This is a genomic window from Streptomyces megasporus, from assembly GCF_000718985.1.
GTDB classification, from domain to species: Bacteria; Actinomycetota; Actinomycetes; order Streptomycetales; family Streptomycetaceae; genus Streptomyces; species Streptomyces megasporus.
In genome coordinates, this window is the sequence record NZ_JODL01000025.1 from 1 (window position 1) to 24243 (window position 24243).

A 24243-nucleotide genomic window follows, 5' to 3' on the forward strand; every position below is an offset into this window, starting at 1 on the left:
CAACGTGGCCGCCCTGCCGCTGGCCGCCGCCGGCCTGCTCAACCCGATGATCGCCGGCGCCGCGATGGCCTTCTCCTCGGTCTTCGTCGTCGGCAACAGCCTCCGCCTGCGCACCTTCCGCGCCCGGAACTGACCGAACCGAACCCACCGGGCCGGCCCCCTCTCGAAGAGGGGGCCGGCCCGGTGGCAGTCCCTCTTCCCGGTCGGAGCCGGAAGCCGACGGGGCTCGCACGGAATCGGAACACCCCACCGCCGACAGGGACCGTGGGCGCACGGCTCGTCGTCACCGTGGTCGCGGGGTCATCGGCCGTCGGAGCGGACGTACTTCTCGTAGGGGTTCCTGTATATGCGGGTGTTGGCCTCCACCAGTGCGAACAACGGGCCGTGGAACTCGCCGAGTTGCCGGTTGACGCGAGCCGGCCGCGCTTGCCTCTGCGCCAACCGCAGGCTGTTGAGGCAGGTCACCGGACAGCCGATGAACGCCGGCGCGACGGTCACGATCAGGGTGGCCAAGGCCGGCGATCGTAGCGGGACGATGTGACAGCGCTCTCTCGATTCCCGTGTCACGGAGGGCGAGCGTGACGCGCCGGCGTCGGGCCCCCGAGCGGGGTCGGGACGGGGAGGGCACCGTCACCGGCCCACGGCCTCGCCCGTCCCGAACAGCCGTGATCGCTACCACGGGATGGTGCGCCAGGGGCTCTCGGGGTCGGTGGTGAGGATTTGGTGGGCTCGCAGCATGTTCTCGTACCAGTCGCCGAACTCCTCGTCGTCGAAGTGCAGGCAGCGGCCGAGGATGTATCCGGCGGAGAACGCCTCCCACGACTTGTAGGTCACCCGGCTGACCCGGCCCGCTCGCACCACGGCCGATTCGGCCTCCGTGACGTCGCAGAAACGCGCCCCCAGGCCCCAGCGCGCCATCTTCGACGCCCGACCGTAGTCCCAGGCGAGGACGGAGGTGACGTACTCGCCCTCGCGCAGCAGGCCGTCCGCGCGGAAGCGGGCCTCGTAGCGGACGATGCGGCCGATGAGCTGCTGGAGTCTGCGGATCTCCGCGCCGGGGTCGGGAAGGCCCTCCGCGCCCTGTGCGGCGGCCTGCTCGGCGCGGTCGCGCACGACGCGGCCGACCACCTGGCGCCAGTGGTCGATCTCGACGGGGCCGCCGTACTCGCGTGCGATCGCCCGCCGGACCTCCAGCACGAACTCCCAGGCGAAGTTGCTCATCTCCCCCTTCAGCAACCGCTCCTGAGCGGACATCCACTCCTCACGGGTGGTGATGCCCCACCATTCCTCCAACCGCCGCCGCTCGCCGCCGAAGCCCGTGCCGTGCCAACCCATCGCGTTCCACAGGGAGCCGTTGTTCACGCACAGCAGCGCCCCACAGGCCAGGCCGCGCGCCACGGGCCCCTGGTGCACGCCGCCGACCCGCAGGGTGCGCAGGGTGCCCCTCCTCGCGCTCCACGACACCTTCTCCGCATGGTGGGCCCACATCCGCCGGTGTTCGGGGGTGGCCGCGAAGTACGCCTCGCACGGGCTGCCGGGGTTGACCGCCAACCACCAGTCGGGGTTGTCCCACTTCTCGGCGTACCAGCCCAGCGAGTGCTCGAAGAACACCGGGTCCGGCGCCGGGCAGGGGAGCATCCCCTCGGTCAGGATCGCCACGTAGTGCCGGTGCGTCCTGGGGTCCCAGTAGGGGAAGAAACCGAAGTACCCGGGGTTGGCCTCCACCCACGGGCGGGGCAGCGCGTGGAACAGGTCGGCCCCGGCCAGGACGTCGAAGTATCCGACCCAGTCGCCGCGCGTCTTCGCCTCGTACAGGCTCTGTTCGACGTCGGTGGGCGGCTGCCACGGTGCGTACGGCGAGCCGTCCGGCCCTTGCCCCGCCGCCGTCCATCCGGCGGCCGTTCCGCTCCAAGTAGTCATGACGGGGTCACTCTACAGAGTGATCCGGTGACCCTCCGGGGCATGGTGGGGGGCGGGCTCCGGGGTGGGCGCCGAGGAGCGCGGACGAACGGGGAGCCGGAGAGGACACCGCGCACATGTCGCGGACGACACGATCCGAGAGTGATCCGAGGGCCGACAAGGGAACGCTGTCCGGAATCGTTTATTCCGCTGTCGTTCACGGCTTCTCTCGCGGCGTTTTACCGTATCCGCGCGGTCGTCCGACGTTCCGGTGCCCACGAAAAGGCGATCCGCGCGGCGTTATCCGCGAAGCTTCTCTCGGCGGCCGATGACAAGCCCCGCGACGAAGACCACGACGGCCACGACGAGCAGCCACTTCAGCGCCTTCATCGCCAGCGCCAGGACGGCGAGCACGATTCCGATCGACAACAACAGTACGGCCTGGCCCATTTCACGTCCTCTCGTTCGGGCCGTGGAATTCACGGACCGTCGACATCCGTCTCCTTCCCCGTCTTCGGCACACGACTCCGAAGACGCGCCGGCCCCCGGCGGCCCGCTCTGTCGAGTGGGCCGCCGGGGGCCGGCATCCGGAACCGCCCGCGGGGCGGCCGGTACGGCGGTGGCTTCGTCACCGACCTCATGTCCGGTGTCCGGGTCAGGCGTGGACGCGGCTGCGGCCCGTGACCGCCCGGTAGACGGCGAGGACGATCACCGAACCGGCGATGGCGGCTATCCAGGTGGACAGCTCGAAGAATCCGTCGATCGAATCGACGCCGAATATCACCTTGCCGAGGAAGCCACCGAGAAGGCCGCCCACGATACCGATCAGCATGGTGACGAGAATGCCGCCGGGATCCTTGCCCGGCATAAGCGCCTTGGCGATCGCTCCGGCGAGCAGACCGATGAGAATCCACGCGATGATGCCCATGTCTGGTACCTCCTTGTCGTCTTCACCGGACCGCCTTGCCTTGAACACGACATCCAAACAAGGAAATTCGGCGTGCCCTGGGGAGCAGCGAGCTGAACAGCGGTTTCCTCCTCCGAAGGCGTACCGGTTTACTCGCTTCCCCGGACTTCCGGGCGGGACACCGGGCGGCCGTCCCCGACGCCGGGGCGCCGGCGGGGAGTTGCGCCCCTCCCGTGTGCGGGCACGGCCCGACCCGACACCGCTCGGCAGAACGGACGCTCGGCGGGACCGATCCGCCGCCACCCCGGCCGCGTCCGGAACATCCGCGATACAACCAAGTGCCGTGAATCACACCGGAAACGAAATCCGGGATGGAATGCCCCGGAGTGGGCGGTGGTTGTACTCATCGCGGGCGCCGGTGGCGGGACAGTGTCCCCGGGCCTCACCCATTGCCTGCGAGGACGATCGTTCGGCTGAAGCCTCGCAGAGCCACTCGCCGCGTAGGCGACCGCCGTCATCGGCGCCCGCACTCCACGAACCGGCCCCGGTCGAGTGTTCCCCCGCCTCGACCGGGGCCTTCCCATGCCCGGGCCCCGGGTTCCCCCGGGCTTCCCGGCACGGTCTCAGTGTGCGGTGGCCTCGAAGAGTCGGCGCGGGTTGTCGGTGAGCATCGTGGTGATCTCCTCCTCCGTCACGCCGCGCTCCCGTATGTAGGGCAGGACCTCCTGGCCTATGTGCAGGTAGTGCCACTGCGGCAGGAAGGGCATGACGTTCGGGTCGATCCAGTCGATGTAACAGGCGGCGTCGTGCGAGAGGACCATGCTCTCGGCGTAGCCCCGGCGGCACATCTCGACCAGGGTGTCGGCGCGGGTCTCGAAACCGATGTCTATGTTGAGGCCGAAGCGGTCCATGCCGAGCAGGAATCCGGCGTCGGCGAGTTCGGCGAGGTGGTCGCAGTCGGCGGTGTCGCCGCTGTGCCCCAGGACGACGCGCCGCGGCTCGACGCCCTCCTCGTCGCACAGCACCCGCTTGACCTCCAGCCCGGTCCGGCTTCCGGGGTGGGTGTGCACGGTGACGGGGGTGCCGGTGCGGTGGTGGGCCGCGGCGACGGCCCGCATCACGCGCTCGACCCCCGGCGTCATGCCGCGCTCCTCGATGGCGCACTTGAGCATGCCGGCCCGGACCCCGGTGTCCGCGATGCCCTCGGTGATGTCGTGGACGAACATCTCCACCATGGGGTCGGGGACTTCGACGCCCAGCACCTGGTTCAGCGCCGGTCCGCGGTGGCGGAAGAAGAAGGGGACGTCGTCGTAGGTGTACACCCCGGTGGCCACGACGATGTTCAGCTCGGGAACCCGCTCGGCCACGCGACGGATGCGCGGGATGTACCGGCCCAGGCCGACGACGGTCGGATCGACGATCGTGCGCACGCCCGAGGCGGCCAGGGCGCGCAGCTTCTCCACCGCGTCGGCGACGCGCTCGTCCTCGTCGCCCCACTCCGTCGGGTAGTTGGCCTGGACGTCGGCGCTGAGCGTGAAGATGTGCTCGTGGACGTAGGTGGGGCCCAGTTCGGCCGTGTCGACGGGGCCGAGGACGGTGTTCACCTGGGGCATCGGGGGGCGGCTCCTTGTCGACGGCGCGGCGGGAACGGCCCGCGCGTCCGCGATCGTCGTGTCGATCCGGTGAGCATAAGCTCACATTGAGCAGTGCTCAACAGGTGGTCCGTTCGTCTCCCGTTTCCGGTCGGGGCCTGTTTGTCGGGCTTCGGGGCGCGGGTTACTGTCGCCCCCATGACCGCCGATCCCGTCCGCCCCCGTGTGCGTCTGAGTGCCGAGGACCGTCGCGGACAGTTGATCGGCATCGGGCTGCGGCTGCTGGTCGTCCGGCCCATCCACGAGTTGTCGATCGACGAGGTGGCCGCCGAGGCCGGCATCTCGCGCGGTCTGCTGTTCCACTACTTCCCGACCAAGCGCGACTACTACGTGGCGGTGGTCCGGGCCGCCGGGCAGCGGTTGTTGAGGCACGCCCGCCTGCCGGACGAGGGCGGCCCCGAGCGGCGGGTGCGCGCCGTCGTCGAGGGCTTCGTCGGGTTCGTCCGGCGCCGTCGGGCCAACTACGTGGCCCTGGTGCGCGCGGGCGCGGGCGGGGACGACCTGGTGCTGGAGGTCTTCGAGAACATCCGCGCCACCCTGGCCGACCGGGTCCTGGAGGCGCTCGGCGAGCCGGACCCCGATCCGATGGTGCGGCTCGCGGTGCGCGGCTGGTTGGCGATGGTCGAGGAGACGGCGATCGAGGCCCGTGACGAGGTGGTGTCCACCGACGGTCTGGTCGACTTCCTCGTGGACGGTCTCGGCCGTCTGCTCGCGCCGCTCGCCCGGCGTTGACCGCGCCCCTTCCCCGAGCGTCCCCGAGCGCCCCCGCGTCGGCCGCACGTGATCCCGGCCACCCCGTGGCCACGCTGTTGAGCATTGCTCAGTAGGTTGGTTACTCTCGCGTCACCGCCGACGTCGTCCCAGGCAAGGAGCCGGTCGTGGACTTCGCCCACTCACCGCGGGCGCGGGAGTACATCGAGCGTGTCGCCGCCTTCGTCGACACCGAGATCGTCCCGCGCGAACGCGAGTACCTCGACGCCCTGCGCGGCCGGGCCGACCGCTGGGCCGTCCCGCCGCTGATCGAGGAGCTCAAGTCCAAGGCCCGCGAGCAGGGCCTGTGGAACCTCTTCCTGCCCGACGAGCGGTACGGCGCCGGGCTGAGCGTGACGGAGTACGCGCCGCTGGCCGAGCTGATGGGCCGGTCCCCCATCGCGCCCGAGGTGTTCAACTGCAACGCCCCCGACACCGGCAACGCCGAGGTCCTGCTCCACTACGGCAGCGACGAGCAGCGCGAGCGGTGGCTGGAGCCCCTGTTGGAGGGGCGGATCCGCTCGGCGTTCTGCATGACCGAGCCGGGCGTGGCCTCCTCCGACGCCACCACCATGGAGGCGACCGCGGTCCTGGACGGGGACGAGGTGGTGCTCGACGGGCGCAAGTGGTGGAGCACCGGGATCGGGCACCCGAACTGTCGGTTCGTCGTCTTCATGGGTCTGACGGACCCCGACGCCGACCGCCACCGCCGGCACTCGATGGTGCTCGTGCCCGTCGACACCCCCGGTGTGCGGATCGAACGGATGCTGCCGGTCTTCGGCTACCTGGACGAGCCCTATGGTCACGGCGAGGTGTCCTTCACCGACGTGCGCCTGCCGCGCGACGCGATCATCGCCGGCCCCGGCCGCGGTTTCGAGATCGCCCAGGGCAGGCTGGGACCGGGCCGCATCCACCACTGCATGCGTCTGATCGGGATGGCCGAGCGCGCGCTGGAGCTGGCCTGCCGCCGCGCGACCGACCGCACCGCGTTCGGCAAGCCGCTGGCCAACCTCGGCGGCAACCGCGAGCGGATCGCCCGGGCCCGTATCGCCATCGACCAGGCGCGTCTGGCGGTGCTGCACACCGCCTGGCTGGTGGACACCGCCGGGCCGCTCGGGGCCATCGGCGCGCTGTCGCAGGTCAAGGCGTCGGTACCGGCGATGGCGCAGGAGGTCGTCGACATGGCCATCCAGTTGCACGGCGGGGCCGGACTGTCCGACGACACGCCCCTGGCGGGTTTCCTGGCCACCGCCCGGGCGCTGCGGCTGGCCGACGGCCCGGACGAGGTGCACCTCGGCGTGGTCGCCAAGCTGGAACTGGGCACGTACCGGGAGCGGGCGTGACGGCGGGCGCGGGCACGAGGGTGCTGGTCACCGGCGCCGCGTCGGGCCTGGGCCGGGCCATCGCCGCCCACTACGCCGCGGCCGGCTGCCGCGTGCTGGTCACCGACCTGACCGAGCCCGCCGCGCCGCCCGCCGGCGAGGTGTCCCGGCACCGGTTGGACGTGCGTTCCGAGGAGGAGTGGGCCGCCGTCCGCGAGTGGTGCGAGACCCACTGGGGCGGGCTGGACGTCCTGGTCAACAACGCCGGTGTCGCCGCGGCGGGCCGTGTGGAGCGGATCGAGGACGCCGACTGGGAGTGGATCCTCGACATCAACCTGCGCGGCACCGTGCGCGGCTGTCGGACCTTCGTCCCCGTCCTCAAGCGGCAGGGCTCCGGACACATCGTCAACATCGCCTCGCTGGCGGGGTTGATGAACCTGCCGGGGATGTCCTCCTACAACGTCTCCAAGGCCGCCGTCGTCTCCCTGTCGGAGACCCTGCGGCACGAACTGGCGCCCTGGGGAATCCACACCACCGTGGTGTGTCCGGGGTTCGTGCCCACCAACCTCGGCGACGGCCTGCGCAGCCCCGACCCGGTCCTCGCCCGGCAGGCCGACCGGCTGATCCAAAAGGGCCGGGTCACCCCCGAGCGGGTGGCCGAACAGGTCGCCGACGCCGTCGCCCGACGCCGTTTCCTGGTGCTCACCCACCCCGAGGGACGCAAGGCGATGCGCGTCAAACGCCTGTGGCCGGCCCTGGTGGACCGGCAGATCGCCGCGGTGTGGCGGCGCACGAAGGCCGAACTCGACGAGCAGGACGCACGGGACGCCGCGCGAGGCGCTTCCCGGGACGCCGCACAGCACACGGAAGGCACACGGGAAGACACGGCATGAGCACCCGTCGGAACATCCTCATCACCGGAGCCAGCGCCGGACTGGGCGAACGCATGGCCCGCGACTTCGCCGCCATGGGCCGCGACCTCGCCCTGTGCGCCCGCCGCACCGACCGGCTGGAGAGGCTGCGGGAGGAACTGCTCGCCGCCCACCCCGGCATCACGGTCTCGGTGCGCGCACTCGACGTGAACGACCACGACGCCGTCTTCGAGGTCTTCCGCGCCTTCCGCTCCGACCTGGGCCGACTGGACCGGGTGATCGTCAACGCCGGACTCGGCAAGGGACAGCCCATCGGCACCGGACGCTTCGACGCCAACCTCCACACCGCGCGGACCAACTTCACCGCCGCCCTCGCGCAGTGCGAGGCCGCCGTGGAGATCTTCCGCGACCAGATGGCAGGCCACCTGGTCGTCGTCTCCTCGATGAGCGCCCTGCGCGGCCTGCCCCGCAACCTCACCACCTACGCGGCGTCCAAGGCCGGTGTGGCCGCGCTCGCCGAGGGCATCCGCGCCGAACTGCTGCGCACCCCGATCAAGGTCACCACCCTCTTCCCCGGCTACATCGCCTCCGAGATGAGCAGCCGTTCGGGCCGGACGCCGCTGATGGTCTCCACCGCCAAGGGCGTTCGCGCCATGGTGCGGGCCATCGAGTCCGAACGCGCCCAGGCGAAGGTCCCCGCCTGGCCCTGGGTGCCCCTGGGGTTCGCCATGCGCCGACTGCCCCTGTCCCTCGTCGCCAGGATGAGCTGACATGAGCGGGAATACGGCGAACGACAAGAGCGCCGGAGCCGAGCGGCGCGGCGCCGTCCGCGCCGAGGACGCCTTCGACGTCGCCCGCGTGGACGCCTGGCTCAAGGAGCGCCTGGACGGCCTCGCCGGCACTCCGGAGGTCACCCAGTTCTCCGGCGGCGCCTCCAACCTCACCTACCTGCTGCGCTACCCCGACGCCGACCTGGTCCTGCGCCGCCCGCCGGTCGGGCGCAAGGCGTCCTCCGCGCACGACATGGCCCGCGAGTACGACGTCCAGCGGAAGCTCAAGCCGGTCTTCCCACACGTGCCGACCGTCCGCGCCCTGTGCCGGGACCCGGAGGTCATCGGCGGCGACTTCTACGTCATGGACCGCGTGCCCGGCCTCATCCTGCGCGGTCGCCTTCCCGAGGGGATGACGTTGGACCGCGCCCGGGCGCGCGCGTTGTCGGAGACCTTCGTCGACACCCTCGCGGACCTCCACGGCGTGGACGTGGCGGCGGCCGGCCTGACCGACCTGGGCAAGGGCGAGGGCTACGTGCGCCGCCAGGTCGAGGGGTGGACCCGCCGCTACGCCCAGGCCCGCACCCGCAACACCCCGAGCTTCGCCAAGGTCACCGCCTGGCTCGCCGACAACCGGCCCGACGACGTGGCCACCCGTGTGATCCACAACGACTGGCGGCTGGACAACATCGTCCTGGACCGGGACTCCCTGCGCGTGGTCGGCGTCCTGGACTGGGAGATGGCCACCCTCGGCGACCCGCTGATGGACCTCGGCGGCGCGCTCGCCTACTGGGTCCAGGCCGACGACGACCGGGTGGCGCGCGCCACCCGCCGCCAGCCCAGCCATCTGCCGGGGATGCTCACCCGCGCGGAGATCGTCGAACGCTACTGCGACCGCACGGGCCTGCCCGCCGACAACTGGACCTTCTACGAGGTCTTCGGCCTGTTCCGGCTCGCCGTGATCGCCCAGCAGATCTACTACCGCTACCACCACGGGCAGACCCGCAACCCGGCGTTCCGCAACCTGTGGTTGGCGGTGAACTACCTCAACTGGCGATGCCGCCGCGTCATCGCCCGCGCGGGCCGCTGAACAGGAATCCCGACGGCAGGAGGGCAGCGATGCCGGTCATCCATCTGGTCCGCCACGGTCAGGCGTCGTTCGGCGCCGAGACGGCACAGGGGTACGACGTGCTGTCGGATCTCGGCCGCCGACAGGCCGAGGTCGTCGGCGCCGAGCTGGCCCGACGCGCGCCGCGCGCACCGGCCGTGGTCTGCGGCACCCTGAACCGGCAGCGGGACACGGCCGAGGTCCTGATGGATGCCGCCGGTCTGGACGGGACGCTCCGCACCGATCCCCGGTGGAACGAGTACGACCACCTCGCTCTCATCGAGCGCTACGGCACGGCCGCGGGCGACCCCGACGCCGTCCCCGCCGGTGATCGCGGTGTCCAGGCCGTGCTCGACCGCGCGCTCGGAGCGTGGATGGACGACACCGACGACGGCGGCTGGGAGCGGTTCGCCGCCGGAGCCTTCGACGCGCTGCGGGAGCTGGTCGCCGGCCTCGGTCCCGGACGCGACGCCGTGGTGGTCACCTCGGGCGGGGTGGTGGCGGCCCTGTGCGGCGGTCTGCTCTCCGCTCCCCCGTCCGGCGTCGTGGCGTTGAACCGGGTGATGGTCAACGCGGCGATCACCACCCTCGTCGCGGGCGCCTCGGGTCTGAGCCTGCTGTCCTTCAACGACCACGCCCATTTCGCCGGGCACCGGCGCCCGTTGCTCACCTACCGCTGACCTCGGTCTCCACCCGCTCCCCCGAACCACGATCCCGTAAGGAGTGCCCATGCGCGCAGTACAGGTGGTCTCCCTCGACGGCCCCGAAGCGGTCCGCGTCACCGACGTGGACGATCCGCGGCCGGCCCCGAACCAGGTGCTGATCGACGTCCACGCCGCCGGCGTCACCTTCCCGGACGTCCTGCTGACCCGGGGCGAGTACCAGCTCAAGCCGGAGCCGCCGTTCGTCCCCGGGTCGGAGGTGGCCGGCACCGTCGTCGACGCTCCCGAGGGCTCCGGCTTCCGGCCCGACGACCGGGTCGCCGCGTTCCCCGGCTTCGGCGGTTTCGCCGAGCGGGTCGCCGCCGACCCGGCCGTCGTCTTCCCGCTCCCGGAGCGCCTGTCGTTCACGGCCGGGGCCGGGGTGCCGATGAACTACCTGACGGTCCACTTCGCCCTGGCGCGCCGCGGCCGGCTGCGGTCGGGGGAGACGGTGTTGGTGCACGGGGCGGCCGGCGGGGTGGGCACCGCCGCGGTCCAACTGGCGCGCGCCCTGGGGGCGCGGGTGATCGCGGTGGTCTCCACCGAGGCCAAGGCGGAGGTCGCGCGCCGGGCCGGGGCCCACGAGACGGTGCCCGTCGAGGGGTTCCGGCAGGCGGTGGCCGAACTGACCGAGGGGCGTGGCGTCGACGTCGTCGTCGACCCCGTCGGCGGGGACCGCTTCACCGACTCGCTGCGCGCTCTCGCCCCGGAGGGCCGGCTGCTGGTCGTCGGCTTCACCGGCGGGGAGATCCCCACCGTCAAGGTCAACCGGCTGCTGCTGAACAACATCGAGGTCGTCGGGGTCGGCTGGGGCGCGTTCTGGCTGCCCCGCCCGGAGTACCTGCGCGAGCAGTGGGAGGAGATCCTGCCCCATCTGGAGGCCGGCCGGCTCGACCCGCTCGTCGGCTCGACCCACCCCCTGGAGAGGGCCGCGGACGCCCTGCGCGAGCTCGACGGGCGCGGCGCCGTGGGCAAGGTCGTCCTCCGGGTGCGCTGATCCCGCCCCTCGCCGCCCGGTTCCCACCGGGCGGCGAGGAGGGACCGGAAAGAGGACGGGAGAGGACGCAGAAGCAGAAGGGGACGGCCGCCCGTGCGGAACACGGGCGGCCGTCCCTTTGTCGGTCCGTGGGACCGGTCGTGTCAGCCGAGGGCGGCGAGGGCCTGGTTGAAGGTCTTCGACGGACGCATCACGGCCGAGGCCTTGGCGTCGTCGGGCCGGTAGTAGCCGCCGATGTCGGCGGGCGAGCCCTGGACGGCGATCAGCTCGTCGACGATCGTCCGCTCGTTCTCCGTCAGCGTCTCGGCGAGCGGGGCGAACGCGGCGGCGAGCTCGGCGTCGTCGGTCTGCCGCGCCAGCTCCTGGGCCCAGTAGAGCGCCAGGTAGAAGTGGCTGCCGCGGTTGTCGATCCCGCCGACGCGGCGGGTGGGCGACTTGTCCTCGTTGAGGAAGGTGGCGGTGGCGCGGTCGAGGGTGTCGGCGAGCACCTGGGCCTTGGCGTTGCCCGTGGTCTGCGCGTAGTGCTCGAAGCTGACCGCCAGCGCGAGGAACTCGCCCAGGCTGTCCCAGCGCAGGTAGTTCTCCTTGACCAACTGCTGGACGTGCTTGGGCGCGGAGCCGCCGGCGCCGGTCTCGAACAGGCCGCCGCCGTTCATCAGCGGGACGACGGAGAGCATCTTGGCGCTCGTGCCGAGCTCCAGGATCGGGAACAGGTCGGTCAGGTAGTCGCGCAGCACGTTGCCGGTGACGGAGATGGTGTTCTCGCCGCGGCGGATGCGCTCCAGGGAGAACTTGATGGCGTCGACCGGCGCCATGATCTCGATCCGCAGGCCCTCGGTGTCGTGCTCGGGCAGGTACTGCCGGACCTTCTCGATCAGCTTGGCGTCGTGGGCGCGGTTCTCGTCCAGCCAGAACACCGCCGGGTCGCCGGTGGCGCGGGCGCGGGTGACGGCCAGCTTGACCCAGTCCCTGACCGGGGCGTCCTTGGTCTGGCACATGCGGAAGATGTCGCCGGCGCCGACCGTCTGCTCCAGGACGACGTTGCCGTCCTGGTCGACCGCCCGCACCGTGCCGGTGGTGGAGACCTCGAAGGTCTTGTCGTGGCTGCCGTACTCCTCGGCCTTCTGGGCCATCAGGCCGACATTGGGGACCGAGCCCATCGTCGCCGGGTCGAAGGCGCCGTTGGCCCGGCAGTCGTCGATGACGGCCTGGTAGATGCCGGCGTAGGAGCTGTCGGGGAGGACGGCGAGAGTGTCGTGCTCCTGGCCGTCCGGGCCCCACATGTGGCCGGAGGTGCGGATCATCGCCGGCATGGAGGCGTCGACGATGACGTCGCTGGGCACGTGCAGGTTGGTGATGCCGCGGTCGGAGTCGACCATGGCCAGGTCCGGGCCGTCGTTCAGCTCGGCCTCGAAGGACTCCTTGATCTTCGCGCCCTCGGGCAGCGAGTCCAGGCCCTTGAAGATGGCGCCCAGGCCGTCGTTCGGGCTCAGGCCGGCCCGGCTGAGCGTCTCGCCGTACTCGGCGAACGTCTTCGGGAAGAAGGCGCGCACCACGTGGCCGAAGATGATCGGGTCGGAGACCTTCATCATGGTGGCCTTCAGGTGCACGGAGAACAGCACGCCCTCGGCCTTGGCGCGGGCGACCTGCTCCCCCAGGAACTCGCGCAGCGCCGCGACGCGCATGACGGCCGCGTCCACGACCTCGCCCGCGAGCACCGGCACCGACTCGCGCAGGACGGTGGTGGTGCCGTCGTCGCCCACCAGCTCGATGCGCAGCGAGCCGTCCTTGCCGATGACCGTGGACTTCTCGGTGGAGCGGAAGTCGTCGACGCCCATGGTCGCCACGTTGGTCTTGGACTCGGAGGTCCAGGCGCCCATGCGGTGCGGGTGCGCCTTGGCGTAGTTCTTCACCGAGGCGGGGGCGCGACGGTCGGAGTTGCCCTCGCGCAGAACCGGGTTGACGGCACTGCCCTTGACCTTGTCGTAGCGAGCGCGGATCTCGCGCTCCTCGTCGGTCTTGGGCTCGTCCGGGTAGTCCGGCAGCGCGTAGCCCTTCTCCTGCAGTTCGGCGATGGCGGCCTTCAACTGCGGGATCGAGGCCGAGATGTTCGGCAGCTTGATGATGTTGGCCTCGGGCTTCTTGGCCAGCTCGCCGAGCTCGGCGAGCGCGTCACCGATCCGCTGCTCCTCCTTGAGGTACTCGGGGAAGACGGCGATGATCCGCCCGGCCAGGGAGATGTCACGGCTCTCCACGGCGACACCGGCCTTCGCGGCGTACGCCTGGACCACGGGCAGGAACGAATACGTCGCCAGCGCCGGGGCCTCGTCGGTCTGCGTGTAGATGATGGTCGAGTCAGTCACCGGGTGCTCCGCTCCACGTCTGCAACATTGCTCGACATCAAGATATCCCGCGGCCGGTCCTCGCTCGACAGGACCCCGCCGTCGAGGGCCGTCGGCGGCCCTCGGCGACTCCCGGCGGCCCCTGCGGCTCCCGGCGGGTGCGCGAAAAGCGCCGTTCCGTCCCGTCCGGCCCGCCCCGAGTGGGCGCGGCGGAGGGTCGCGGGCCATCCACGCCCCGCGACCCTCCGGTTCCGGACGGCTCGGTACGTCAGTACGGGCCGTTGACGTTGTCGATCGAACCGTAGCGGTCGGCCGCGTAGTTGCAGGCGGCGACGATGTTGGCCACCGGGTCGTACTGGCTGTTGGCCGTGCCCGCGACGTGGTAGGCGTCGAAGGTCGGCTTGATGACCTGGAGCAGACCGATGGAGGGGGTGCCGCGCCGGGCGTTGACGTCCCAGTTGTTGATCGCGTTCGGGTTGCCGCCCGACTCGCGCATGATGTTGCGGTGGATGCCCTCGTAGGTGCCGGGAATGCCGTTGGCCCGCATGACGTCCAGGGCCTCGCGGATCCAGCCGTCCAGGTTGTTCGGGTAGGAGGTGTTCTTCGCGGAGGACTGCGAGGTCTGGGACTGCGTGGCGACGGGGGGAGTCGCCGCCTTGTCCGGGGCGCCGCCCCGCTCGGTGTCGGCGCGCTCGGCCGCGAGAGTCAGCTTCTGGCCGGGGAAGATCAGGTTCGGGTCGCTCCCGACGGTCTTCCGGTTGGCCTCGTAGAGGGTCTGCCAGCCGCCTTCGACGCCGTTGCCGACGGCGATCCTGTGCAGCGTGTCGCCGCTGACGACGGTGTAGGACTCCGCGGCCCCCGCCTCGGACCGGGGCGTGGCCTCCGTCTTGGTCTCTGCCTTGGTCTCCGCCCGGACGTCGGAGCGCGACTGCGACGCGGGGGCGGTGTCCTGCGCGGCGGCGGGGGCCGCGTTCGCGCTCCCCGCGACGAGCAGCGGCGCGGCGACACCCGCGCCACCGGCCGTGAGCACGAGGGAGAGGCGCGAGAAGTGACGGGAGATCAGGGGGGTGCGCGGACGGCGGTGACGGCCTCGAGACATGGGGGATGTCCTCTCCTACGCCTGCGAGGTTAGCTGTCGGATTCGGGCCGGAGAGCCCGGCCAATTCCCGCTGTGCCGGGGCACATCGGGGATTGGCTTCACCCCAAGCCGGGCCGGCGGAATTCGCGGCACGGCACGTATGTGGTTTCCCCGCTCCTGCCGTGATCGGCTGCTGCCTCTCCACCGGCCGGGCGGCAGGACTCGGCGTTCCCGGCGGTGGAGCCTCCGACTCGGGACGGAGGCCAGGACACATAAACACAGCAGTTCAACGGAGACAAGACGCGGCGAGGAAGGCGACGGTTCCCTCCGTCGTCGGACCGTGACGGACGGCCACGGAATGCTCCGGGTCCGCCTTCCGGGGATGACCGGAGGGAATTCCGTCGGAGGGTCAGAACCCCTGCCGGCATGGGAATTCGACGGAAAGGCGCATGACGATCTTTCACGGCGGAAAGGAGAGGATCGAGGAAGTGTGATTCCCGGCACACCGGCCGTCCCTTCTCCCTCTGTGTCATCTCATTCCAGACCTGGGGCATTTCTCCCGCAATGCCACGTGAGCGCCGCACTTGAGGGGAATGGCCGGCGTGTGCCGCGCCGAACGCCACACGGGCGTCGGCCGGACATCGCGCGACCGCCGGCCGAGGCCCACGGGCCTCGGCCGGCGGTCGCGCGGGGTGTCCGGGCGGGCGCGTCAGTCCCGCTCCGCCCCCTCCCCCGTGCGGCGGCCTCGGGCGTACAGGAGCATGCTCGCCACGGCCAGCGCGGTCAGCAGGATTCCCAGGACGAGTTCGTTGTTCCGGACGACGCGGGGGGTCGCCTCGCCGCCGTAGTCGACCACGAAGGGCGCCACCAGCAGCCAGAGGCCGAGCAGGAGGGTGATCAGGTCCGACAGCCACCCGCGCCGGCGCAGCATCCGGGCGCCCGCGACGAACAGCATCACGAGTCCGACGCCGGTCTCGTTGCGCTGGGCCTCCTCCGCGGGGTCGGTGATGGGGTAGCGCAGGATCCACGGCGCCACGATCAGCCAGATGGCGCACAGCAGCATCAGCAGGGTCACGATCCGGTCCCGCGCCCCCATGGGGCCGGGCAGGAGCGAGTTTTCCCGGACGGCCGTCCGTCCGGCTGAAGAGGAATGACGGGCCACGACGACTCCTTATAGGTCCATGTCGACCATCCTGTCGCCGTTTCCCACGGTGCGCCCGATATGCGCCGCCGTCCCGGTCCCGTCCCCACCCCGCCCGCCTCCCGGCCGGCGCGGGCCGGGAGGCCCCGCCGACCGTCCGCGCGGGCCGACGGACCACCTCGGCACGCGCTCGGCACCCGGTTCGGCACGTGGCTCGGCAAGCGGTGCGAGCGGACGGGAATGAAACCGGGAACGGGTGGGTTGTACCTGATGGTCGTGGTTTTTGTGTGTTTGTGCTGACCCGCACGCTCGCGAAGAACGATGTCGCGGGCGCGTCGCTCTCCTCGGGGACTTCCGAGGGGCCGCGTCCTGGACCGGCCCGGACACCGCGCGGTGCGGTGCCCGTCCCCCACTCCGACAAGGAGAGAGAAATGACTCAGGGAACCGTGAAGTGGTTCAACGCGGAGAAGGGCTTCGGCTTCATCGCCCGCGCCGACGGACCGGACGTCTTCGTCCACTACTCCGAGATCGAGGGCCGCGGCTTCCGCAGCCTGGAGGAGGACCAGCAGGTCGAGTTCGAGGTGGTCCAGGGGCCCAAGGGCCCGCAGGCCACCGGCGTCCACCCGATCTGATCCTCTCGGCGGGCCACCACCCCGCCGAGGAGACTGCCGAGGACACCGGCAAGAACACCGTCGAGAAACCGACGAGAACACCGTCACGAGGGCCGGCACCCCAAAGGGTGCCGGACCTCGGCGCGTCACGCCCCGTCGGCTTCCCGGGGAGGCGTCCCCGCTTCTCTCTCCGGCGGCGCCCCGTCCTCGACCACCAGACCGTCCCGCAGTTCGAACACCCGGTCGGCGCGCGCCTGCAGATCACCGTCGTGCGTGGTCATCAGGACGGTGACGCCCTCGCCGTCCACCACGGCCCGCAACAGGTCCATCACCGTCTCCCGCGTCCGCGCGTCCAGCCGTCCCGTCGGCTCGTCCGCGATCAGCAGCGACGGCCGGTTCGCCAGCGCGCGGGCGATCGCCACCCGCTGCTGCTGGCCTCCCGACAGCTCGCCGGGCCGCTGGGCGGCGTGCTCCCGCAGTCCGACCAGGGCGAGCAGGAGGTCCACCCGCTCCTCCCGCTCGCGCCAGGGGACCTTGCGCATCCGCAGGGGGACGCCCACGTTCTCGGCCGCGGTCAGGACGGGGACGAGGCCGAAGGACTGGAAGACGAACCCGATGCGGTCGCGCCGCAGCCTCGCCATCCGCTTCTCCCCGAGCCCGGCCAGGTCGACGCCGTCCACGACGATCCGCCCGGCGTCGGGCCGGTCCAGGCCGCCGATCAGGTTCAGCAGCGTCGTCTTCCCCGCGCCCGAGCGTCCGCGCACGGCCACCAGCTCGCCCCGGGGGACGTCGAAGGACACCCCGCGCAGGGCGCGCACGGCCGCCGGGCCGTCGCCGTGGGTGCGCACCACGTCGCGGACGGAGACCATGGGGTCCGCCGCCTCCGGTCCCGGCCGCTCCGCCCCGCCCCGCGCGGGCGTCCCGGCGCCCCCGGTGTCGGTTCCCGTGCCGGTCCCGCCCATGTCGTCCTCCGTGTGCACGGTCCTCCTCCTACGTGTCATGGGAGTCGTCCCGGTGGACGGTGATGTGGTCCGGTTGCAGGGCGACGCGGGCCCGGTCGCGGATCGCCAGCTTCTCCGTGAACTCGGCCGGCAGTTGCAGCCGCCCGGCCCGGTCGACCGTGACGTACTCCTGGGCCTCGACGACCTCGTCGCCGTGCTCGTCGACCGACGCGCGGCGCAGCACCTCGGAGGACGTCCGCCCGTCGCGGATGGCGACCGTGCGGCGGACGGCCGAGGCGACCGCCGCGTCGTGCGTGACGATCAGGACGGTGGTGCCCAGCCGCTCGTTCACCGTCCGCATGGCCGTGAGGATCTCCTCCGCCGTCCGCGAGTCCAGCTCGCCGGTCGGCTCGTCCGCCAGGAGCAGCGCGGGGGCGTTGGCCAGGGCGACGGCGATGGCCGCGCGCTGCTGTTCGCCTCCCGACATCCGCTCCGGCAGGCGGTCGCGGCAGTGGCCGACGCCCAGCAGGTCCAGCAGCTCCCCCACCCGTTCGGCCCGCTCCCGGCGCGGTACCCGGTCGCCGGCCAGCCGCATCGGGAGCGCCACGTTCTGGGCCGCCGTCAGGTACGGCAGGAGGTTGCGGGACGCCTGCTGCCAGACGAACCCCACCACCTCGCGCCGGTAGCGCAGCCGGGAGGCCGCGTCCATCGCCACGAGGTCGAACCCGGCGACCGCGGCGGCTCCCGCCGACGGCGTGTCGAGCCCGGCCAGGATGTTCAACAGCGTGGACTTGCCGCTTCCGGACGCCCCGACGATCGCCGTCAGCTCCCCCGCTTCGACGAGCAGGTCGAGCCCCTGGAGGGCCTGGACCTCGACGCCGTCCGCCGTGAAGATGCGCACCAGCCGGTCGCAGACGATCAGCGCCTCCCGTCCGCGGTCGTCGCCGTCCCGCCCGTGCGCGGCGCGGCGTTCCAGCTCGGCCAGGCTCACCGGAGTCGTCGATCCCGTCATTCCCGCTCCCCCGTCCTCAACCGGTTTCCCTCCTCGCCCACACCGCCCGGCCGGGCCTGCACGACCGCGGTCACGCAGGCCAGGGCCGCCAGGAGCAGCGCCGGCCACAGCAGCGATCCCGCGTCGGGCGTCAGCACCACCCGCGTGGTCTCCCCGACGGAGGCGCGCACCCGCGCGGTGAAGGCCAGCGGGGCCAGGTCCACACCGGGGCGGAGCAGGGCCACGGTCGCCAGGGCCGTCGCCACCCCGCCCAGCACGCCGAGCACCGTCAGGGGCAGCGTCTCGGCCCACACCAGGGCGCGGCCCTGCCGCCGGCCCAGCCCCATCGTCCGCAGCCGCACCAGCAGCATCCGGCGCTCGGGCGCCGACTGCGTCAGCCACAGCAGCAGGGCGAGCGCGCCGTAGCCGGCCCCGGCGACGGCGGCGATCTCGTGGATCAGCCGGGTGCCGTCCTGCAGCGGTCCGCCGCCGTAGCCGGCCTCCCGCTCGGAGCGCAGGACCACCGAGGGGCCGCCCCCGGCGCGGCGGACCTCGGCCCGCAGGGCGTCGCCGTCGATCCGGGAGCCGCTCACCAGCAGCGTGGTGGGGCCCACCGCCACGCCGCCGCGCCTCGCGGGGCGCGCCGCGGCCGGCCCGGAGTCCGGCACGATGACGAACTCCCCGGTGGTGGCGGGGGTACGGGCGCGCACCGCGGCGACGCGGACCGGCACGGGGCCGACGTCGGCGTCGACGGTGGCCGACCCGTCCTCGCCGAGGGCGTCCGCCAGCCGCGGCGAGACCACCGCCGGGAGCGGCCCGGCGCCCCGGACCCGGTCGAGCGTCTCGGCGGGGAACGGGCCTCCGCCGTCGAGGCCGGTCCGGGCGACCAGCCGGGCGTAGGAGCGCGGATCGACGACGATCAGCGCGAAGGGCGGCGCCGAGACGTCCTCCAGACGCCGCCCGTGCTCGATCCGCACGGCGGTCGCGTCGCGCACCCCCGCCACCCGGCGGACCCGATCCTCCAGGGAATCGGGCAGGGAGGTCGACGCCTCCACCCGGGCGTCGGCGCCGACCTCGGCCAGGGCGGCACGGGCGCGGCCCTCGGTGACGCCGGCCGACACCGAGGCGCCGAACGCGGAGACCGTCAGCGCCACCAGCACCGCCAGCAGCGGCAGCACCGAGACGGCCGGGGCACGGCCGAGACGGGCCAGCGCGAGGGGGAGGACGAGTCCTCTCAACCGGGCCGCCGGGCGCGTCAGGGCCCGCAGCGGCAGCGGGTACACCCGCAGCAGCACCAGCGCGGCCACCAACGCCGGCAGCACCGGCGCCGCCGCGGTCAGCGGGTCGGGGCCGGCGGTCGCGTCGTGCCCCCGCGCGGCGACCAGCCCGCCCACCGCCAGGACGACGACCGTGAGCTCCACGATCGTGCGGCGGCGTGACGGGCGCGCGGCGGCGACGTCGCTCCGGACGGACGGACGCGGTCGGCGGTGCGCCGCCATCGCGAGCACGGGCAGTGTCAGGGAGGCCACCAGGGCCACCGCCGCGCCCAGCGCCACCGACGCCCCGCTTCGGGGCGCGGGCACCCACCACAGGGCGCACGCGGTGCCCACCGCGGCGGCGGGGACCGCGACGGCCGCCGTCTCCCCGAGCAGCCGGAGCCCGATCCCGGTCAGGCTCCCGCCCCGGGCGCGCAGCAGTTCCAGTTCCGGCCGCCGGGCGGCGGCCGTGAGGACTCCGGCCATCACCAGGACCACGGCGGCGACGGTCCCCACGCCGACGACCGCGGCGAGGACCAGCGACCGGGAGGTGCGGCGCTCCTCCTCGAACCCCTCCAGCAGCGCGATCAGCCCGTCGGCGGCCACGTCCGCGCCGGCGATCCCCGAGTGTTCCCGCAGCCTGACCTCGTCCGGGCCGTCGGTCAGCGCGGCCAGCGCCGACCGCAGGGCGGGGACGTCCGCCGCCGAGAGGGTCGCGGTGCGCGTGGGGTGGTGCCAGTAGGCCACGGCGCCGCCGTCGCAGCGCAGCATCACCTCGCGGGCGCCGCTGTCGATCAGCGCGGTGAAGTGCCAGTACCGCGGCTGGGGAGGCGGGGAGTTGGGCACGCTCCGCAGCGTGGGCTCCAGCAGGTCGGTCTCGGCCCTCCAGTGGGCGGACTCCGGGTCGCGGGGTTCGACGATCCCGCTGACGCGTACCGTCAGCGTGGCGCCGGTGACGTCCGGGAAGACGGCCGTGGAGCCGACGTCGAGGTTCATGGTCTCGGCGGTGCGGGAGGTGACCACGGCCTCCACGGTGCCGCCGCGCACCGTCGGCGACGGCGCCCGGCCGGAGACCAGCCGCAGGTGCTTCTCCGTGTCCCGCGGCTGGGTGACGAGGGTCATCCGGGGGTCCAGTCCCGAGGGGCGGGGCAGTCCCCGCCCGGAGACCGGCACGGGGGCGGCGAGGCGGATTCCGTACACCGTCTCGTCCCGGTCCGGCGCCAGGGGCGGGCGGGCGATGTCCCACAGCGCCCGCGCGGTGTCCGCCAGCTCCGTCGCCGTGAGGAGGGTGGCATCGGACGTGGCCGTCGTCCGGTGGTAGGCGACCGCGGTGACCGTGACGCTGCGCTGGTCCAGCGGTGCCCGGGAGACCGCGTGTCGCAGCGCGGCGTCCTCCTGGGCGGCGATCTGCCGCGGTACGGCCGCCGCCAGGAACGCGGTCGCCACGACCAGCAGGCCCAGCGCCAGGGCGCCTCCCGCCGACGCCCTCAGACGGGCGCGGACCCAGGGCACGGCCGCGCTCCCGCGGGTGCGGGCCGGCCGGGGCCGTTCGGACGTCGCCATCAGTCCTCCACCTTCCGCAGCACGTCGGTGGGGCGCTCGCGGCGCGCGGCGACGACCGCGGCCACCACCGCCGGCACGGCCACCACGACGGCCGCCAGGACGGTGGCGAGCCCGTCCGGGAAGACCACGCCCACCTCGGGTTCGGGACGGGACGCCCGGGCGGTCACCACGGTCAGGGGCACGATGAGGTGGGTCAGCGCGCTGCCCGCCGCCGCCCCCAGGCCGACGGCCGCCACCGCCAGGAAGCCCTGCTCGACGGCGACCGCGGCGGCGATCCGCGACCGCGGGGCGCCCAGGGCGCGCAGGACCGCGAAGTCGACGGCGCGTTCCCGCAGGGCTCCGACCGTGACCACCGCGAACCCGGCCGCGGCGAGGACCGCGGCGGCGAGCGCGACGGCCGACAGCGCCGAGCGGGGGCCGGCCCCCAGCGGGTCGGAGGCCAGTTCGCGGGCCGACTCGTCGCGCACGAGCAGCGAGACGTCGTCCGGTCTGTCGCGCAGGGCCGCGGCCACCGCCTCGACCTCGCCCGGCTCGACGGCCAGCCACCACTCGCCGGGCTGCGGCCCTGGGACGAACCGGTCCCACAGGGCGTCCTGGAGGGTGCCGAGGTCCATCAGCAGGGCGCCCCCCTCGGTGCCCTCGTCGCGCGGGGACGTGGTGGGCAGGGTGCGCACCGCTCCGGTGACGCGGATCTCCACAGGGGTGCCCCGGACCTCGATGGTGGCCGTGTCGCCGACCCGGGCCCCCCGGGCCTCCAGGAAGGCGTCGGTGGCGACGGCCGCCGGCCGGGCGCGGGAGGTGTCGGCGGCGTACAGGGCCAGTTCGGCCCGGTGGTGTTCGCCGCCCGGTCCGGGCGGCGGCTGTGCCCCGCTGCCGTAGCGCACGTCGAGCACGGCCCCGTCCCGGGCGACGGCGGGGTCGCTCGTGTGGACGTCGACGAGTCCGCGCTCCGGCGAGGCGCGGAAGTCGGGGTCGTCCACCTCCGCTCGCGCCCGCCAGGCGGCGTCCTCCGGCACGGTCACCTCGGTCGTCTCACCGTCCTCGGTGACGGCCCGCAGGTCGGTGACGGTCAGGCGCAGCTCCACGGGGCTGTCGGGCAGCGCGTGGCCGGCCGTCAGCCGGGTCAGGCGCAGGGGGCCGGCGGGGGCGCCCGCGGGACCGGCCGCGGTCGCGAAGTCCAGTTCGAGGACGTGGGGTTCGCCGTCGGCGGGCAGCTCGCCCAGGGCGAAGGTGCGGGGGACTCCGTACCGGTCCTCGACGACGGCGCCCAGGTTCTCCCGCGGCCCTTCGACGTCCTTCCCGCCGTCGGCCGCCCGCAGCCGGACGGTGACGCGCAGCCGTTGGGCGTCCGAGGGCAGGGCGATCCCGGAGTCCCGTCGGGTTTCGGAGCGGAGCGTGGCGTACGGGTCGTCGGGACGGTCCGTCGGGTCCCGGCGCGGTCGCATCACGTCGGGCGCCCGGTCGGCGTCCATCGCCAGCAGGGTCGCCGTGCGGTTCGAGGAGAGCGTCACCCGCTCGCGGACCACGGGCGTGGCCGAGGCGATCCCGGCCACTTCGTCGTACGCGCCGCCCTGTCCGAACGCGGGGGTGGACGACTCGGTGATCCGCAGGTCGGCGCCCACGGCGTGGTCGGCCTGGTCCTGTTGGGACCGGTCCCAGCTCGCTCCCTGCCCGGCGGCGAACGTGGCCGTGGCCACGGCCAGGACACCCAGCAGGAGGGGGCCCGCGGCGCGTCCCGGGCGCCGTGACAACTGCCAGTGGGCGCCGGCCAGGACGAGCCCGCGGGTCCGGTCGACCGCCCACCGGAAGGCCCACACCACCACCGGCAGCAGCCGGACCGCCGGCACGGCCCCGGCCAGCAGGCAGCACGCGGGCGCGACGACGAGGAAGGGGTCCACTCCGAACAGTCCGCCACCGGCCGCGAGCGCCCCGTCGCCGTCCGCGTGCCGCGCCAGTCGGGCGTAGGCGACCGCGGCGACGGCCAGCAGCGCCACGTCGGCCCCGGCCCGCACCGTGGCGCCGAGCGCGGGTCGGCGTATTCGCGCGGCCCGCTCCCGCACGTAGGAGCCGTGGCGGCGCAGGGAGGGCGCGGTCAGCACCGCCGCGCATCCCAGGGCCACCGCGCAGGCGACCGCCCAGGTCCGGCCGTCCGCCGTCCGGGAGACCCGCACGCCCGCTTCCGCCAGGGCGCCGTGCTCGGCCGTCAGGGCCACCAGGGGTCCGGCCGCCAGGGCGGCGACGACCGCCGCCGGGACCGCCAGGAGCAGCGCCTCGCCCGCCGTGAGGGCCACCAGCCGCCGCCCGGTGCCTCCTCGGGCGCGCAGCAGGGCGTTCTCCCCGGCGCGGGACTCGTACAGCGCTCCGGCCACCAGGACCGTCGCGCACCCGGCGAGGACCGCCAGTTCGACCATGCCCATCAGCAGTGTCGAGCGGCTCGCCCGCAGGGACCGCTCCGTCTCGTCCAGCAGCGCGGGCAGTTCGGTGTCGGCTCGGATTCCTCCGGCGGCCGGGTCGTCGCCGAGGCGCTTCACGGCGCGGTTCACGCTCTCCCGGAGCCGGTCGGCGCGGTCGGCGGTCACCGTCGAGAAGTCTGCCCGCGCCTGCCAGGACACGACGGCCGGGGCGACCCGGCCGTCGGTGAACGCCGAGGGGTCGACGAGCAGCGGACCGTAGGTGGTGAAGTCGACCGTGCGCACCCCGCGACCGGCCAGCGGGTCGAGCCGCCAGTACGGGTCGTTCCGGTCCGCGGGGCGGTAGACGCCCGTCACCCGGATGCGCAGCGGTGTTCCCCGGCGCCGGTCGGCGAGGGTCATCCGGTCGCCGGGGCGCAGGTCGAGCGCGCGGGCGGCCTCTTCCGGCACCGCGACGGGAACGGCGTCCGCCTCCCCCACCGGGCCGGGTCGGGTTCCGGAGGCGAGGGACACCCGGGAGGCGTCGAGGGTGGCCAGCAGCGTCAGCCGCGCGTCGCCCCCGCCCGTTTCACCCGTTCCGTCCGTCTCTTGCCGTCCGTCGTCCGGCAGTTGGTAGGGGCCCGACCGGGTGCTGGAGGCGACGCGGACCGGCAGACCGTCGTAGGCGTCCCGAGCCACGCGGCGCACCAGGGCGTCCGATCGTGCCGGGTCGGCGGTGTCGACGTCGGCCTCCGCCTCCAGCAGCGTCCTGGCCGCCGACCGCTCCTGGAGCACCCGGCGCAGCCCCGCGTCGGCGACGGCGTCGCCGTACACCGAGAGCGCGGTCAGCGCGCAGCTCGTCAGGGTGACGGTGAACAGCGCGGCGGCCACCAGTAACCGGTGCGCCCACATCCGGCGTACGAGGAAACTCGACACAGCCCCCGCGCCCCCC

The 24243-nt window shown here is 73.3% G+C and carries 20 protein-coding genes and 1 riboswitch; of the genes, 8 read left to right on the plus strand and 12 right to left on the minus strand.

The genetic code is table 11. The annotated features are described in order from the left end of the window. Positions 1–300: 300 nt before the first annotated feature. The 5 genes from IF47_RS0120260 to IF47_RS0120280 form a co-directional block, all read right to left on the minus strand. Positions 301–513: a hypothetical protein gene (locus IF47_RS0120260; RefSeq protein ID WP_031510299.1), complete on the minus strand. Its 213-nt coding sequence runs from the start codon at positions 511–513 to the stop codon at positions 301–303. A 159-nt stretch (positions 514–672) separates the two neighbouring features. Then, positions 673–1920 carry a DUF1266 domain-containing protein gene (locus IF47_RS0120265; RefSeq protein WP_031510300.1) on the minus strand — a complete coding sequence of 416 codons (1248 nt, stop codon included), beginning with the start codon at positions 1918–1920 and terminating at the stop codon, positions 673–675. A gap of 279 nt (positions 1921–2199) precedes the next feature. Next, the gene (locus IF47_RS30820; RefSeq protein WP_157840010.1) at positions 2200–2349 is read right to left on the minus strand and encodes a hypothetical protein; all 150 of its coding nucleotides are present in this window, start codon (positions 2347–2349) and stop codon (positions 2200–2202) included. Positions 2350–2554: 205 nt separating this feature from the next. Further along, positions 2555–2827, minus strand: coding sequence for a GlsB/YeaQ/YmgE family stress response membrane protein (locus IF47_RS0120275; RefSeq protein ID WP_031510301.1), 273 nt, complete (start codon positions 2825–2827; stop codon positions 2555–2557). 602 nt (positions 2828–3429) lie between these two features. Next, complete coding sequence (locus tag IF47_RS0120280) at positions 3430–4419, minus strand: phosphotriesterase family protein (RefSeq protein WP_031510302.1); 990 nt, start codon at positions 4417–4419, stop codon at positions 3430–3432. Positions 4420–4596: 177 nt separating this feature from the next. On the opposite strand from IF47_RS0120280, the gene IF47_RS0120285 reads away from it, so the two are divergent. The 7 genes from IF47_RS0120285 to IF47_RS0120315 all read left to right on the plus strand — a co-directional run bounded on the left by IF47_RS0120285 (position 4597) and on the right by IF47_RS0120315 (position 10978). Next, the gene (locus tag IF47_RS0120285; protein ID WP_037733006.1) at positions 4597–5190 is read left to right on the plus strand and encodes a TetR/AcrR family transcriptional regulator; all 594 of its coding nucleotides are present in this window, start codon (positions 4597–4599) and stop codon (positions 5188–5190) included. Positions 5191–5336: 146 nt separating this feature from the next. Further along, positions 5337–6551, plus strand: a complete 1215-nt coding sequence (locus IF47_RS0120290; protein ID WP_031510304.1) for an acyl-CoA dehydrogenase family protein — start codon at positions 5337–5339, stop codon at positions 6549–6551. Next, positions 6548–7423, plus strand: a complete 876-nt coding sequence (locus tag IF47_RS0120295; protein WP_078591996.1) for an SDR family NAD(P)-dependent oxidoreductase — start codon at positions 6548–6550, stop codon at positions 7421–7423. Before IF47_RS0120290 ends, IF47_RS0120295 begins: the two co-directional genes overlap by 4 nt. Continuing rightward, positions 7420–8172: an SDR family oxidoreductase gene (locus IF47_RS0120300; protein WP_031510306.1), complete on the plus strand. Its 753-nt coding sequence runs from the start codon at positions 7420–7422 to the stop codon at positions 8170–8172. The genes IF47_RS0120295 and IF47_RS0120300 overlap by 4 nt, the downstream gene beginning before the upstream one ends. A gap of 1 nt (position 8173) precedes the next feature. Then, positions 8174–9262 carry a phosphotransferase family protein gene (locus tag IF47_RS0120305; protein WP_031510307.1) on the plus strand — a complete coding sequence of 363 codons (1089 nt, stop codon included), beginning with the start codon at positions 8174–8176 and terminating at the stop codon, positions 9260–9262. Between the two features lie 29 nt (positions 9263–9291). After that, positions 9292–9960 (plus strand): histidine phosphatase family protein, encoded by a 669-nt coding sequence (locus IF47_RS0120310; protein WP_031510308.1) that lies wholly within the window; start codon positions 9292–9294, stop codon positions 9958–9960. Between the two features lie 49 nt (positions 9961–10009). After that, positions 10010–10978: an NADPH:quinone oxidoreductase family protein gene (locus IF47_RS0120315; RefSeq protein WP_031510309.1), complete on the plus strand. Its 969-nt coding sequence runs from the start codon at positions 10010–10012 to the stop codon at positions 10976–10978. Positions 10979–11121: 143 nt separating this feature from the next. Here the strand turns inward: IF47_RS0120315 and IF47_RS0120320 are convergent, their stop codons facing one another. The 3 genes from IF47_RS0120320 to IF47_RS0120330 form a co-directional block, all read right to left on the minus strand. Further along, positions 11122–13341, minus strand: a complete 2220-nt coding sequence (locus tag IF47_RS0120320; RefSeq protein WP_031510310.1) for an NADP-dependent isocitrate dehydrogenase — start codon at positions 13339–13341, stop codon at positions 11122–11124. Between the two features lie 247 nt (positions 13342–13588). Continuing rightward, positions 13589–14419: a transglycosylase SLT domain-containing protein gene (locus IF47_RS0120325; protein WP_031510311.1), complete on the minus strand. Its 831-nt coding sequence runs from the start codon at positions 14417–14419 to the stop codon at positions 13589–13591. Between the two features lie 5 nt (positions 14420–14424). Further along, a riboswitch (cyclic di-AMP (ydaO/yuaA leader) is annotated at positions 14425–14600 on the minus strand. 507 nt (positions 14601–15107) lie between these two features. Continuing rightward, on the minus strand, positions 15108–15473 hold the full coding sequence (locus tag IF47_RS0120330) for an SPW repeat domain-containing protein (protein ID WP_157840011.1): 366 nt from the start codon (positions 15471–15473) through the stop codon (positions 15108–15110). 497 nt (positions 15474–15970) lie between these two features. On the opposite strand from IF47_RS0120330, the gene IF47_RS0120335 reads away from it, so the two are divergent. After that, entirely contained in the window at positions 15971–16171 is a 201-nt protein-coding gene (locus IF47_RS0120335) for a cold-shock protein (protein ID WP_031510313.1), read from the plus strand. Between the two features lie 125 nt (positions 16172–16296). Here the strand turns inward: IF47_RS0120335 and IF47_RS0120340 are convergent, their stop codons facing one another. Genes IF47_RS0120340 through IF47_RS0120355 form a run of 4 tightly spaced genes read right to left on the minus strand, consistent with a single transcriptional unit; the run spans position 16297 to position 24227 of the window. After that, positions 16297–17112, minus strand: a complete 816-nt coding sequence (locus tag IF47_RS0120340; protein ID WP_425423627.1) for an ABC transporter ATP-binding protein — start codon at positions 17110–17112, stop codon at positions 16297–16299. A gap of 28 nt (positions 17113–17140) precedes the next feature. Then, complete coding sequence (locus IF47_RS0120345) at positions 17141–18103, minus strand: ABC transporter ATP-binding protein (RefSeq protein ID WP_031510315.1); 963 nt, start codon at positions 18101–18103, stop codon at positions 17141–17143. Beyond that, positions 18100–20901 (minus strand): thioesterase domain-containing protein, encoded by a 2802-nt coding sequence (locus IF47_RS0120350; RefSeq protein WP_051717942.1) that lies wholly within the window; start codon positions 20899–20901, stop codon positions 18100–18102. Before IF47_RS0120350 ends, IF47_RS0120345 begins: the two co-directional genes overlap by 4 nt. Beyond that, complete coding sequence (locus IF47_RS0120355) at positions 20901–24227, minus strand: FtsX-like permease family protein (RefSeq protein ID WP_037733007.1); 3327 nt, start codon at positions 24225–24227, stop codon at positions 20901–20903. Before IF47_RS0120355 ends, IF47_RS0120350 begins: the two co-directional genes overlap by 1 nt. Between the last annotated feature and the right edge of the window lie 16 nt (positions 24228–24243).